This window comes from Paraburkholderia sp. Cpub6, assembly GCF_014201065.1.
Classification (GTDB): Bacteria; Pseudomonadota; Gammaproteobacteria; order Burkholderiales; family Burkholderiaceae; genus Paraburkholderia; species Paraburkholderia tuberum.
This window is the reverse complement of record NZ_JACHDM010000007.1, coordinates 124861-138217: the sequence shown is the minus strand read 5'-3', so window position 1 is coordinate 138217 and position 13357 is coordinate 124861. Positions and strand designations below refer to the sequence as shown.

General features: G+C 64.2%; 10 protein-coding genes and 1 tRNA gene. 6 read left to right on the top strand and 5 right to left on the bottom strand.

Translation table 11 applies throughout. The annotated features are described in order from the left end of the window. Positions 1–109: 109 nt before the first annotated feature. A tRNA-Leu gene (locus HDG33_RS15275) sits at positions 110–196 on the bottom strand. Between the two features lie 414 nt (positions 197–610). Here HDG33_RS15275 and rnr point away from each other — a divergent pair. The 3 genes from rnr to rpiA all read left to right on the top strand — a co-directional run bounded on the left by rnr (position 611) and on the right by rpiA (position 4802). Beyond that, complete coding sequence (gene rnr, locus HDG33_RS15270; protein WP_184029370.1) at positions 611–3094, top strand: ribonuclease R; 2484 nt, start codon at positions 611–613, stop codon at positions 3092–3094. 130 nt (positions 3095–3224) lie between these two features. Then, a complete protein-coding gene (rlmB, locus tag HDG33_RS15265) occupies positions 3225–3968 on the top strand; it encodes a 23S rRNA (guanosine(2251)-2'-O)-methyltransferase RlmB (RefSeq protein ID WP_184029367.1) in 744 nt (247 codons plus the stop codon). Positions 3969–4106: 138 nt separating this feature from the next. Then, positions 4107–4802 (top strand): ribose-5-phosphate isomerase RpiA, encoded by a 696-nt coding sequence (gene rpiA / locus HDG33_RS15260; RefSeq protein ID WP_018418246.1) that lies wholly within the window; start codon positions 4107–4109, stop codon positions 4800–4802. Positions 4803–4851: 49 nt separating this feature from the next. On the opposite strand, the gene HDG33_RS15255 is transcribed toward rpiA, so the two are convergent. Further along, positions 4852–5094, bottom strand: coding sequence for a hypothetical protein (locus HDG33_RS15255; RefSeq protein ID WP_184029364.1), 243 nt, complete (start codon positions 5092–5094; stop codon positions 4852–4854). A 356-nt stretch (positions 5095–5450) separates the two neighbouring features. Between HDG33_RS15255 and HDG33_RS15250 the strand changes: the two genes are divergently transcribed. Together HDG33_RS15250 and HDG33_RS15245 are read left to right on the top strand one after the other, a co-directional pair. Beyond that, positions 5451–6680 carry a glycosyltransferase family 4 protein gene (locus HDG33_RS15250; protein WP_184029360.1) on the top strand — a complete coding sequence of 410 codons (1230 nt, stop codon included), beginning with the start codon at positions 5451–5453 and terminating at the stop codon, positions 6678–6680. A gap of 494 nt (positions 6681–7174) precedes the next feature. Then, entirely contained in the window at positions 7175–7597 is a 423-nt protein-coding gene (locus tag HDG33_RS15245) for a type II toxin-antitoxin system HigA family antitoxin (protein ID WP_026225425.1), read from the top strand. Between the two features lie 276 nt (positions 7598–7873). Here the strand turns inward: HDG33_RS15245 and HDG33_RS15240 are convergent, their stop codons facing one another. Together HDG33_RS15240 and HDG33_RS15235 are read right to left on the bottom strand one after the other, a co-directional pair. Further along, complete coding sequence (locus tag HDG33_RS15240; RefSeq protein ID WP_184029357.1) at positions 7874–9259, bottom strand: undecaprenyl-phosphate glucose phosphotransferase; 1386 nt, start codon at positions 9257–9259, stop codon at positions 7874–7876. Positions 9260–9295: 36 nt separating this feature from the next. Beyond that, positions 9296–10030, bottom strand: coding sequence for a Crp/Fnr family transcriptional regulator (locus HDG33_RS15235; RefSeq protein ID WP_090804319.1), 735 nt, complete (start codon positions 10028–10030; stop codon positions 9296–9298). A gap of 324 nt (positions 10031–10354) precedes the next feature. On the opposite strand from HDG33_RS15235, the gene HDG33_RS15230 reads away from it, so the two are divergent. Next, on the top strand, positions 10355–10495 hold the full coding sequence (locus tag HDG33_RS15230; RefSeq protein ID WP_184029341.1) for a hypothetical protein: 141 nt from the start codon (positions 10355–10357) through the stop codon (positions 10493–10495). A 164-nt stretch (positions 10496–10659) separates the two neighbouring features. On the opposite strand, the gene HDG33_RS15225 is transcribed toward HDG33_RS15230, so the two are convergent. Further along, on the bottom strand, positions 10660–13347 hold the full coding sequence (locus HDG33_RS15225; RefSeq protein ID WP_184029338.1) for a glycoside hydrolase family 2 protein: 2688 nt from the start codon (positions 13345–13347) through the stop codon (positions 10660–10662). Between the last annotated feature and the right edge of the window lie 10 nt (positions 13348–13357).

The window sequence follows — 13357 nt, the reverse complement described above, 5'->3', positions numbered from 1 at the left end:
GCTGAACCACCGTCCTGCTGATCCGGCGATCGAAACACAAACAACGATTTCGACTACCAGGCCTTACAAAAAAAAGAGAGCCGCCAAAAGGCGGCTCTACGTTTGAATCTGGTGCCCAAGAGAGGACTCGAACCTCCACAGTGTTGCCACCGCTAGGACCTGAACCTAGTGCGTCTACCAATTTCGCCACCTGGGCAGGTGATGAACAGCAAAGACCGCAATTATAGCGACAGATTCCGACCTGTCAAGCGATTTGCCGAACGCGATCCAACCTCGCGGCGAGCCCGACGCACTGTGCGTCCCAACCACCGCCGCAGGCCCGCGTGGCGCCCGACACGGGTGTTAGAATGCCTCGCAGTAGTTCGTTGGCACGATGCACATCCGGCGTCCCGACGCGAGTGTCGACATGCGATCAGGCAGACGCGCGTCGGCTGGCGTCGAACGAGCCGGACCCAGGCAGTTTCCGGTGCAAATCGCAGTGGAGCAGAAGAGCAGAAAGCAGCAGGTGCAATGACCGAGCCAGCGCAGCCGCCGTGCAGATGCAGCCGAGCGCGACTGCGCGCATTACGCAAACGCCTTCCAGGCCGGATCACATCGCCGACCGACGTCCATGCAACGAGAAAAAATCATCGACAAGCCCTTGAGCAAATTTCCGTATCCGATTCCAAGCCGCGAAGAAATCCTCGGCGTGCTGCGCACGAGTGAAATGCCGCTTGCTGCGAACGACATCGCCGAAGCCCTGTCGATCAAGCGCCAGGAGCGCGAAGGATTTTTCAAGCGTCTCGGCGCAATGGAGCGCGACGGCCAGATCCGGCTCGATCAGCGCAATCTCTATCAACTGACCCATCCGTCGAACTTCGTCGCGGGCCGCGTCCAGGGCCATCGCGACGGCTACGGTTTCCTGATTCGCGACGACGGCCAGGACGACCTGTTCCTGCCCAACGGCGAGATGCAGAAGGTCATGCACAACGACCGCGTGCTCGCGCGCATCGTCGGCTATGACCGGCGTGGGCGGCCCGAAGGGCACATCGTCGAGGTCACCGACCGCGCGAACAAGCGCGTGATCGGCCGTCTGCTCAACGAGAACGGCGCGCTGATCGTCGCGCCCGAAGACAAGCGCATCGGCCACGACATCCTGATCACGCAGAACACCCGCAAGGCGAAGGTTGGCCAGGTCGTGGTGGTCGAACTGACCGATTTTCCGAGCCGTCATTCGCAGCCGCTCGGCCGCGTGGTCGAAGTGCTGGGCGATATCGACGACCCCGGCATGGAAATCGAAATCGCGGTGCGCAAATACGGCGTGCCGCACGAGTTCGGCGAGGCCGCGCTGGCTGAAGCGGCGAAGCTGCCCGACGAAGTGCGCCCGGCCGACATTCGCCATCGCGTCGATCTGCGCGACGTGCCGCTCGTCACGATCGACGGCGAGGACGCGCGCGACTTCGACGACGCCGTCTATTGCGAGCCGGTGCAGGTGGGCCGCGGCGACGGCTTCCGCCTGATCGTCGCGATCGCGGACGTGTCGCATTACGTGCTTGCGCAAAGCGGGCTCGATACCGACGCGATCGAGCGCAGCACGTCGGTGTATTTCCCGCGCCGCGTGATCCCGATGCTGCCGGAGAAGCTGTCGAACGGACTGTGCTCGCTGAATCCGCAAGTCGACCGCTGCGTGCTCGTGTGCGACATGATCGTCACCGCGCGTGGCGACGTGAAGGCGTATCAGTTCTATCCGGGCGTCATGCATTCGGCCGCGCGGCTCACCTACACCGAAGTCGCCGCGGTGCTGAAAAACACCAAAGGCCCGGAAGCGACCCGCCGCGCCGCGTTGCTGCCGCAACTGCAGAATCTGTATGGCGTCTACAAGGCGCTGTTCGCGGCGCGTCAGAAGCGCGGCGCGATCGACTTCGATACGACGGAGACGTACATCGTCTGCAACGCGCAGGGCAAGATCGAGCAGATCGTGCCGCGCACGCGCAACGATGCGCACAAGCTGATCGAGGAATGCATGCTGGCCGCGAACGTGTGCGCGGCGGACTTCCTCAAGCGCAACAAGCATCCGGGCCTGTTCCGCGTGCATGCGGGCCCGAGCGCGGAAAAGCTCGAGAACCTGCGTACCTTCCTGCGCGGCATGGGCCTGACGCTCGGCGGCGGCGACACGCCGCACGCGAGCGACTACGCCGCACTGATGGCGCAGATCCGCGACCGGCCCGACGCCTCGATGCTGCAGACGATGCTGCTGCGCTCGATGCAGCAGGCGGTCTACAGCCCCGACAACATCGGCCACTTTGGCCTCGCCTACGAGGCCTACGCGCACTTCACGAGCCCGATCCGCCGTTACCCCGACCTGCTCACGCATCGCGCGATCTACGCGATCCTGCAGAGCCGTAAGTATCAGCCGCAGCCGCCGCACGGCGTCGAGCTCAATACCGCACTGTCGCCGCGCGCCCGCGCGATGCAACAGGCCGACGAGGAAAAGCGGGGCGCCCGCGGGCGCTCGAACAACGTGGCGATCTGGGAAGAACTTGGGCTGCACTGCTCGGCGAACGAGCGCCGCGCGGACGAAGCATCGCGCGATGTCGAAGCGTGGCTCAAGTGCTATTTCATGCGCGACAAGCTCGGCGAAGAGTATGGCGGCATGGTCAACGGCGTCACGTCGTTTGGTATTTTCGTGCAGCTCGATTCGCTGTTCATCGAAGGCCTCGTGCATGTGACCGAACTCGGCTCCGACTACTTCCAGTACGACGAGATCAAGAACGAGCTGCGCGGCGAGCGCACCGGCATTCGCTACCGGCTGTCGGATCGCGTGCGCGTGCAGGTGAGCCGCGTCGATCTCGACGCGCGCAAGATCGACTTCCGCCTTGTGCGCGATACGCCGATCAAGCCGCCTGCGGCACGTGGCATCGCGGCGGACAAGGGAGAAGGCGCTGGCCCGCGCGTGCGCGTGATGCCGCCGGTGGAAAGCGGCGCGTCGGTGCCGGGTCCGCGGCGCAGGAAGGCCGCGCCCGCGCAGAGCGCGGCGGTCAGGGAAGCGCGCGTGGCGAGGAAGCACGGTGTCGCGACCAAGGCGGCGTCGAAGCAGGCACGCAAGAAGCGCTGAGGCTTTCACAGCGCCGGGACCGCGCGCAGCGGGCACGTGAGTACGTGCCGGTTGCGCGCGGTCTGCCTTTTGGTTTCATATTCATCACAGTGGCGCGTTGAATGCGCGCCCCATCAAAGGTTGTTCAGTCATGGCACGTCATAAGGTCTTATACGGTTTCCACGCAGTGACCGCGCGTATCCGGCACGATGCGTCGACGGTCGAGGATGTCTATTACGACGCGACGCGCAAGGACCGTCGTATGACCGAATTCCTGCATGCGGCGAAGGACGCGGGCGTGCGTCTGATCGCCGCCGACGAAACGCGTCTGTGGGGCCTCGCGCGCACGGAACGTCATCAGGGCGTGGTCGCGCGCGCGGGCGATCTGCCGCTTGCGCAGAATCTCGCCGAACTGCTCGACGGCATCAGCGGCTCGCCGCTGATCCTCGTGCTCGACGGCGTGACCGATCCGCACAATCTCGGCGCCTGCCTGCGCGTCGCCGACGCGGCCGGCGCCCACGCGGTGATCGCGCCGCGCGATCGCGCGGTGGGACTGAACGCGACCGCCGCGAAAGTCGCGAGCGGCGCGGCCGACACGGTCCCGTACATCACGGTCACGAATCTGGCGCGCGCGCTGCGCGAACTGAAGGACGCGGGTGTCTGGGTGGTCGGCACGGCCGACGACGCGCAGAAGAGTGTCTACGAAACGGAGCTCGACGGACCGGTGGCGCTCGTGATGGGGGCCGAAGGCGAGGGCATGCGACGCCTGACGCGTGAAACCTGCGATGTCGTCATGAACATTCCGATGGCGGGGACGGTGGAGAGTTTGAATGTATCCGTGGCTAGCGGAGTGTGTCTGTTCGAGGCTGTGCGGCAGCGGGCGGTGAAGAAGTAGTTTTTCTGTCGTCGTTCTTGTCGTTGGCCGATTGTGGGCGCCCGGAACGCGGTGGTGGTTCCGGGCGTTTTGCTTTGAGTGCCTTCTCCGCGCCACTCCGGTAAACTACGGGTTTTTCACGCTTTTCCCGCCTCTCCCATGACTCAAGACGAACTCAAGCAACTGGTCGGCCAGGCCGCCGCCGATTACGTGAATGCCAACGTGCCGCAAGGCTCGGTGATCGGCGTCGGCACGGGCTCCACCGCGAACTGCTTCATCGACGCGCTGGCCGCCACCAAATCCCGCTATCGCGGCGCGGTGTCGAGTTCGCTCGCCACCACCGCGCGTCTGCAATCGCACGGCTTCAAGGTGCTCGACCTGAATGAGATCGACTCGCTGCCGGTGTACGTCGACGGCGCCGACGAAATCGATCACAGCGGCGCGATGATCAAGGGCGGCGGCGGCGCGCTCACGCGCGAGAAGATCGTCGCGTCGGTGTCGGAAGTATTCGTCTGCATCGCGGATGCAAGCAAGGTCGTCGAGACGCTGGGCCATTTCCCGCTGCCGATCGAAGTCGTGCCGATGGCGCGCACCGCGATCGGCCGGCGCGTGACGGCGCTCGGCGGCGTGCCCGTCGTGCGTGTGACGAAAGAGGGTGTGCCGTTCATCACCGACAACGGCAACGAGATCATCGACGTGAAGGGCTTGAGCATCAGCGACCCGCGCACGCTCGAGGCGCATATCAACGCATGGCCCGGCGTCGTCACGGTCGGCCTGTTCGCGGGCCGCGGCGCGAACCTGTGCCTGCTCGGCACGGACACCGGCGTGCAAACGATCACGTACGGCCAGAATTAAGCGAATTGCGTTTCTGTTCGCTCTGACGCGTGTGAGCCGCTCCAGCGGTTCACACGCGTTTTTTGTTGCGGTCGTGCCGCACGATCCCGCTTATACCGGCCGCCGCGGCGGCAATCGCGCGCACCTGGCGGAAAATGCCTGGCACCGTGCGCAGACAATTAGCCGTCGATGCCCGCCGCGCGATGCCCGACACGCGCGCGTCGCCGATCATCCGCGCGCCAGGCGCTTCGAAGCGCACGCGCAACGGACCGTCCGACAGCAGCACCACTGCGTCGCGCGCCGTGCAGCGCACGGCGAATTCCCCCAGGGCCGAACCCGGCCCTCCCAACTGACTGCTCCGATCGCCAAACGGCACGCGAGGCACGCGCGGCACGGCGGCCGTCGACGTCGCTCGCCCGTCGCTCGCGCAGCGCTCCGATCGTAAAGGTGTGGGCTGGACTGGCGAGCAGGCGTGGGACGATACGTCGGGTGTAGTGCACATACGAAAGCGCGGGAATGAAGCCGTGTTTTTGCAGACGCGAACGGACTCTGCGAATTACTCGCTTACTGTCGCACGTCGAATGTGGGCACGCGCACGCACAGTCAGGAACGTGGCACATACACTCTTCTCTGAGGCCAGGTGGCGATTCGTGACAGATAGGACGGGATATGAAAGTGGCGATCGTGCACGATTGGCTGGTCGCTCCCGGCGGCGCCGAGAAAGTGCTCGGGCAGATCATCGAGTGCTTTCCCGACGCCGACGTTTTCAGCGTCGTCGATTTCCTCGAAGATCGCACGCCGCTTGCCGGTAAGCCGGTCACCACGTCGTTCATTCAAGGCCTGCCGTTTGCGCGCAGCCGTTATCGCGCCTATTTGCCCTTGATGCCGCTCGCCGTCGAACGGTTCGATCTGTCGAGCTATGACCTGATCATCACCAGTTCTTGCGCAGTCGCGAAGGGCGTATTGGTCGGCCCTCATCAGACGCACATCAGTTACGTGCACTCGCTGATGCGATATGCGTGGGATCTGCAGCATCAGTATCTGCGCGAAGCGAATCTGCTGCGCGGGCCGAAGTCGTGGGCCGCGCGGGTATTGCTGCATTACCTGCGCGGCTGGGACGCGCAGTCGACGAATGGTGTCGATCGTCTGATCGCGAATTCGCAATCGGTCGCGCGGCGCATGATGAAAACCTATCGGCGCGATGCCGCGGTGATTCCGCCGCCCGTCGACGTGAACGAATTCGAACTGCGCACCGAAAAAGACGATTTCTATCTGACCGTGTCGCGGATGGTGCCGCACCAACGCGTCGATCTGATCGTCGAGACGTTCAACGCCACGCCGCAGCGCAAGCTGATCGCGATCGGTGACGGGCCGCAGATGGCGTCGATCCGCGCGAAGGCAGGACCGAACGTGACGGTCCTCGGCTATCAGCCATTCGGCGTACTGAAGGAGTATCTGGCGCGTGCGCGAGCCTTCGTGTGCGCCGCCGAGGAAGATTTCGGCATCGTGCCGCTCGAAGCGCAGGCCTGCGGCACGCCGGTCATTGCGTTCGCCAGGGGCGGGGCGCTCGAAACGGTAGTGCCGGTCGGCGACCCGCATCCGACCGGCGTTTTCTTCGCGCGTCAGACGGCGGTGTCAATGCTCGACGCGATCGACCGCTTCGAGCGGCTGAGCGCGTACATCACGCCGGCGGCCTGTCGCGCGAATGCCGAGCGGTTTTCGGCTCAGGTGTTCCGGCGGGCGTTCATGGCCGAGGTCACGCGCACGATTGCGGCGGTCGCTCAGGGTCTGCCGGCGATGGAGCTGGGGGAGCAGGTGAGGTGGGCGCAGCCCGATCTCGCGACCCGGGAACTCGGCATCGCCAGCGACACGGCGCCGAAAAGCAGGTGGAGGCAATGAGGTGAGGGTCTTTCGCTGTTCTCGCCTCGTGGAGTTTTCGATAGGAGAGAAAGAGGTTTTCGTCGTCATGCAGTGATTTCGCAACGGGCAGTAACGAGCCGTTCTGACCAACGCGTCCGGGCGGCTCTTGGTGTGGGCGCGTCCGCTTCGCGCTTTGTGTCGGCAGCGCGTATCGCGTATCGCGCGATAGGCGCCGCGCGTGCAAGGCCAGCCGCGGCGGGCCATTGTCAAGCAAGCAGTATTGGACTTCAAAAAACGACATCGGGGTGCGCGCCACGCGCTATGGGCGAGATATTCGCCGGCGCGGCATGCCTCGCGTGGCCATAACGACCTGAAGCAGACGTTCGCTATCGTGATCGCTGAATTTCCTCACTGCGAAGTTCGCCGTGCCGGCAATTCGGCGTGTCACGGCGATTCACTACAACAGGCAGTCGTCATTCGCGCGTCACCGATTAACGCGCCGACGGCTTTTGGACGAGGACGAATTTAAACTCATGAATGCCGATCGCCTTCCGGGACCCTTTCCCGACATCTCCGCAACGTGGGCTGCGCTGAAGAGCCAGTTGCCGATCACGCCGATTCGCACCGAAGAGGATTATCACCAGATGGTGCGAGTCGCCAATTCGCTGTCCGATCATCTAAGCGGCAACGACAACGATCCGCTCGCCGATCTGCACGCGATCGTGACGGAACTGGTCGGTCATTGGCAAGCGCGCAACCTGACGATTCCAAAAGCGGAGCCGCGCGAGGTCCTGCGCCATCTGCTGATCACGCATGGTCTCAAGCAGAAGGATCTGGCCGGCATCGCGTCGCCGACCGTGGTCAGCGATATTCTCGCGGGGCGCCGCGCGATCAGCAAGAAAGTCGCCAAGGCGCTCGCGGTACGGTTTCAGACCGATGTCAGCGCGTTCCTGTAGAGGCGGTGTCGCGCGGCGGACCCGTCCATGACGTGGTCCGTCGCGGCGGCTCATCTTGCGTCAACCACGGCGGCTGTCGATCGGGCCGGCGGCGTTGGCGCTTCTATTCGCAGCGGCGTGTACGCGTTGTTGCCCGGTTGGGTGTTTTTCTCGAATGGCACGCAGGCGCATTCCGGCGATCCTTCAGCGCACCGCCTTCAGTACCCGCACTTCGCATGCGCCGCAGTGCCGGCACGATGACCGACACTCCCGGATGCGATTCCCTCGATGGCATGGTCAGAACGCGTTGCGGCCGACAAAGCCCTTGAAAATCGTGATGAAGACGATCTTCATGTCGAACCAGAACGACCAGTTCTGGATATAGAAGAGATCGAACTTCACGCGCGCTTCCATCTTCTCGACCTTGGTGGTCGCGCCGCGATAGCCGTTGACCTGGGCCCAGCCGGTGATGCCGGGCTTGATGCGGTAACGGTGCATGTAGCCGTATACCTGGTCCTTGTACAGATCATCGTGTTCGATCGCATGCGGACGCGGACCCACCACCGACATCTGACCGAGCAGCACGTTCAGAAACTGCGGCAACTCGTCGAGACTCGTGCGGCGCATGAAGCTGCCAAGCTTCGTCACGCGCAAGTCGTTGCGGGTCGCCTGCGTGATCTGGCCGCGCTCTTCCTCGTGCACGGTCATCGAGCGGAACTTGTAGATGCCGAACGGCTGGCCGTCGACGCCCTTGCGGACCTGCCGGAAAAACACCGGTCCCGGCGACGTGAGCTTGATGCCGATCGCGAGCACGGCGAACACCGGTGCGAGCACGATGAGCGCGAGCACGGCGAACAGGCGGTCGAACATCAGCTTGGGCCACATCTGCGGCGACGAGAATGGCGTCGCGCTCAGATTCAGCGTCGGCAAACCGACGACATCGACGAGCGCATGATTGAACAGCGACAGACCGCGCACGTCGGGAATGAAGCGCAGATTGACGAAGTCGTGTCTGAAGGTGCGCGTGAAGCGGTAGATCGTGTGTTCCTCGGAAAGCGGCAACGCGAGCCACACTTCGTTCACGCGGTCATTGCGTACCTTCGTCGCGAACGCTTCCAGATCCGTCAGCACGGGTAGGCGGGTCAGACGCGCGCCATACGCGTCGTGGCCTTGCACGCTGGTGTCGAACACGCACACCGGTTTGAAGCCCGCTTGCGGCGCATGCTCGAGATGCGCGAGCAGCGTGCGCGCAAACCCCGGTGCGCCGACGAGCGCGACGGTGCGCGCGTTCATGCCGCGGCGACGTACGAAGCGCAGCACCACGTGCATGATGCAGCGTGTCGCGATGATCAACGCGCCGGAGATCAGCGTCGAGTAGCCGAGCCACAGGCGCGACACCGCATCCGTCCGATGCAGCGTGAACGCGAGCAGGAGCGCGGTCGCGACCACCATGAGCCACGCGGCGGCGATTCGCGCGAGCACCGGCGCGAGCGCCTTGCCGCGCCACGTCTCATAGACCCCGAAGCCCGGAAACAGCAACAGAACCAGCACACACTTGAACGCGACCAGAAGACGCTCGGTATCGGCCAACGCGATCGGTGCGGAAAAGCGCATCCAGTGGGCGAGCAGACCGCCTGCAATCACGAACAGTGCGTCGAGACATCGAGCAGTAATCCTGAACATAGGAAAATCGACCCCGGTCATCGAGCCGCGTGCCGCTTATTCGACGGTCTCGGCCTGGCGCAGTCGCGGCAGCAGACGATCGAATTCGCGTTTCACGAGGCCGTAGCATTCGCACGCGCGGGCTTCGAGGCCCTTGCGGTCGAGCACCTTGATATGACCGCGGCTATGATGAATCAGGCCTTCGTCGTGCAGCTTGCCGGCCGCTTCGGTGATGCCTTCGCGGCGCACGCCGAGCATGTCGGCAATCAGCTGCTGCGTGACGTTCAGATCGTTCGACGCCACGCGGTCCACCTCGATCAGCAGCCAGCGGCACAGTTGCTTGTTGAGCGCGTGATGGCGATTGCACGCGGCGGTCTGCGCGACCTGGGTCAGAAGAGCGTGCATATACAGCAGCATCAGGCGGCGCAGAAAGTCGGAGCGCGCGAACTGCTGCTTGAGCGCCTGTGCGCTCATCCGGTAGGCGAAGCCCGCGCATTGCACCTGTACGCGGTTGGGCATGGTTTCGCCGCCCGTGAGGACCGGCACGCCGGTCATGCCTTCGCGGCCGACCGCGGCGATCTCGACGGAGCTGCCGTCTTCCATCGTCGAGAGCATCGAGATGATCGCGGTGGTGGGGAAGTACACATGATGGATCCGTTGACCCGAGTCGCATAGCAGTTGCTCGGTGCGCAGATGAACCAGTTCGAGGTGGGGAGCCAGTGCCTGCCATTCGTGCGACGGCATTGCGCCCAGCAGATGGTTACCGTGCAAATCGGATTGAAGCGTCAACATGATCGGTCCTCGCATGAAAGTCGCGCCTCGCGCGACTCTCTCCGTTTATTTGATCCGATGCCCGCATCCTCGGGAGTGGGCTGCCCGGCGAGCAGCTTGGATGAACAGCATCGGCCCCGTTTTAGGCCTGTCTGCCACCGCCTCTGTTGTTGCGCTCGTGTGCGGTGGCACTCTGTTGCGTAGAGGTAGTAGCGAGGACCGTGCCAACGTTAGGGAAAACGCCTGCTGATGCGGCGCAGCGAAGAAACCCGGAGCGCGTCGGGAGAGTAAAAGCGGCTTTTTGTTTCAGTTCTGCACACCCCCGCCGGATGGGGAATGCATCGTATGAAAGCTTTGGGTTTGGGCGAATCCCTTGATATCAAAGGCTTCACGGCCAAAAACGGGGGTGCTGTCGAAGTTGTCTCAGATTTGAACCTGGCGCCGCATGCACGTTTTGAAGCGCTCCTCGTGAAGTGCCGGAAATGATTCAGAAGTGTTAAATGGAGTGCGTGCGCTGTCGCACGTAAGGCCTTTCAAAGCAGGCAACAGTCGCGTTCGAGCCAACAGTGAGCGAGCCGGGCAGACAGTTCGAGACCTGCGAAGCGAGCTTTGGGGCGCTTCGCGTCCGTGCGACTAGTTCGGAATGACCACTAGCCGTAGAAGATGGCGGATAGCGCATTGATCGCGCGGACTTCCCCCTGGGGTGCCCCGCATGTTTCATCCGCTTTAAAGGCCGCGTTTGATGCGCGAGCAACGAGTTCTTGCGGCGACGCCGCGAAGGCGCTCGGCAGCGGTTCGAGCGCATGCAGCGGCACGATACAGCGCCGGTTCGGCGCGAGATGGAACCAGTCGCGCGCCGCGCGATAACGGGGGTCAACGATATGAACGAAGCGCGCAAAGCGCTTCGTTTCGATCGCAAGCTGCCAGCCGCTGCCGTCGCCACGACGTTCGACCTCGACGGTCATACCGAGGTCATCACGCGCGTGCACGCTACGCTCGGGCAGATGAAACGCTTCGGACACGATCTCGCCACTTGCGGCATCGTAGAGCGTTGCAATCGTGACATCGTGCGCGCGTGGGCCGAAGCGGTACGCATGCGTGAAATCGAAGAACTGGCCCAGATGCGCGGCCGCACTGATGCGTTGCAGGCTGCGCGGGGCAAGCGTCAGCGCGCGTCGCGCGGACGTGAGCTTCACGCTGCCGTCGCGCAGACAGACCAGTTCGAGTTCGCCGCAAAACGTTTGTGCGCGCTCGTTGATCAGATGAATATCGAGGCCGTTCAGGCCTTCGTCGGTGAGCGTGATCTGCAACGGCTGCAGTGTCTGCGCGAAGCCGTGCAGCGCGCTTTTCGGCCGTCCCGTCGCGTCGATCACGCCCCAGCCCGCGCCCGCGCGCAGATCCTGCAACTGCCACACGAGGCCGCCGCCGCACGACGAGCCCGCGCGCCGCCACTCGGCGAACACGTCGCCGATCAGCTCGGCAACCACCGCGCGCGACAGATCGAGATAACGCGCCGCATCTTCATAGCGCAAGCGCGCCGGCTCGACGCCATAAAGCGCCTGCAAATAATGATCGCGCACGTCGTCGAAATCCCAGCCTGCGCCAGGATCGCGCGGCACGGCGGCTTTCCAGCGCGGATCGTGCGTGTGGATCGTGCCGAGCGCGTCGTGCAGCGTTGCCTCGTCGGGGACGTTGGCGAATGCCAGGCATTCGGCCGCGAAGCGCACCTGCGCGCGGCGCACGTCGGCGAGCGGGCGCTGATACGCGCCGACGCCGTAGTAGTGCGTGACGCCCTCGTTAGTCGAAAACGGCCACGCGCCGCCCGATGGCGAATTGCCGACATAGGGCACGTCCTCGCGATCGCGCGCGACGAGCGCGGGCAGCAGCTCGGTAAACAACGCTTGCGCTCGCTGCGCCGCGGGCAGTCCGAACATCGCCGCCTGCTGGTCGACCTCGCTGCCGCCGCACAGCACCGCGAGCGAGGCAAAGCGACGCGTGCGGCTCAGGAACTGGCTCGCTTCGCGCTCGATCAGTGCGCTGAACGCTGCATCGTTCGGGTAGTCGAAATTCGCCAGCGCGAAGTCCTGCCAGATCAACAGGCCGTACTCGTCGGCGAGCGCATAAAACAGATCGGACTCATAGAGCATCGTGCCGCCGACGCGCAGCATGTTCATGCCGGCGGCGCGCGCGAGCTCGAACGTATGGCGCAATTGCGTTTCGGTGCCTGCTAGCGTGACGAGATCGGCGCTGGTCCAGCACGCGCCGCGACAGAATACGGGCACTTCGTTCACGCGCAAGACGAAACCCGCAGCATCGGCGCCGCGGTCCACTTCGATACGACGAAAGCCGATCGAGCCCAGAGACTGAGAGATCACGTTGCCGTCGACGAGCTGCAACGTCAGAGGATATAAAGTGGGCTCTCCATGCGTATGCGGCCACCAGCGTTTCGCGTGGGGCACGCGCACGTCGCCGGTGAGTGTATGTGCATCGTGCCATTGCAAAGACGAAACATGGTCGCCGCAGGAAAGTGTCGCGCGGCAGGCCGCGACGTCGTGGGGGCGTACGAAACGTAAAGTCAACGAAACAACGCCATCCTCTTGCTCGAGCCGGCTGGTCAGATCAATCGTGTCGAATGCGTGCGGCGCGTCGCCGAGCATTTCGATCGGACGCCACGGGCCGACCGTCTGAATCGACGGACACCAGCCGGGCATATGGCCGAGCAGCGTGGTGCGCACGTTGCGAAGCGTCGGCGGCGACACGAGCCGCGGCCGCCAGCGCGCACGCGAGCGTTTGGCCGCCAACGCTGGCGTCAGTGAGCGAAAGCACAGCACGAGCGTCGCGCGGCCGTCCAGGTCGATATCCAGATCATGGGCGATGAACATCGATGCGGAATCGAGCCGCTTCACATCGTCGAGCCACACTTGCGCGAGCGTCGCGAGTCCATGAAAACGCAAGCGGCGCCGCCCCGTACCGATCAGCGTGACGCGATACCAGTGATCGTCAAATGCGAGCGGTGGCGGGTGATCGACATCGAGCAGACCGGCGGCGAGCCGCGCGCTCGCGACGGTGCCGGGCACCTGCGCGGCGAGCCAGCCTTGCGCGGGCAGATCGGCCGGCGACGCATAGGCGTGCGGCGGGGTGCTCAGACAGGCCCAGCCGGTGTCGAGCCGTTGCGGCCATAGCGAGGGCGCGGCGCGGGCAGTGCCTGCATGATGCGCTTGCGCGATCGCGCCGGTCGCGCGCGCACGGCCAGCATCGCCCTCGTCAGCGGGGGGATCGAGTGTCGACACATCCACGGTCAATTCCCGGAAAAACCGCGCGACACGAAGTGCGCGCAACAACGCATCA

Excerpts from the sequence above, each read along its gene's own strand:
- HDG33_RS15235 (WP_090804319.1), bottom strand. The coding sequence starts at position 10,030 with ATGTTGACGCTTCAATCCGATTTGCACGGTAACCATCTGCTGGGCGCA.
- rnr (WP_184029370.1), top strand. The coding sequence starts at position 611 with ATGCAACGAGAAAAAATCATCGACAAGCCCTTGAGCAAATTTCCGTAT.
- rpiA (WP_018418246.1), top strand. The coding sequence starts at position 4,107 with ATGACTCAAGACGAACTCAAGCAACTGGTCGGCCAGGCCGCCGCCGAT.
- HDG33_RS15240 (WP_184029357.1), bottom strand. The coding sequence starts at position 9,259 with ATGTTCAGGATTACTGCTCGATGTCTCGACGCACTGTTCGTGATTGCA.
- HDG33_RS15250 (WP_184029360.1), top strand. The coding sequence starts at position 5,451 with ATGAAAGTGGCGATCGTGCACGATTGGCTGGTCGCTCCCGGCGGCGCC.
- rlmB (WP_184029367.1), top strand. The coding sequence starts at position 3,225 with ATGGCACGTCATAAGGTCTTATACGGTTTCCACGCAGTGACCGCGCGT.
- HDG33_RS15245 (WP_026225425.1), top strand. The coding sequence starts at position 7,175 with ATGAATGCCGATCGCCTTCCGGGACCCTTTCCCGACATCTCCGCAACG.
- HDG33_RS15230 (WP_184029341.1), top strand. The coding sequence starts at position 10,355 with ATGAAAGCTTTGGGTTTGGGCGAATCCCTTGATATCAAAGGCTTCACG.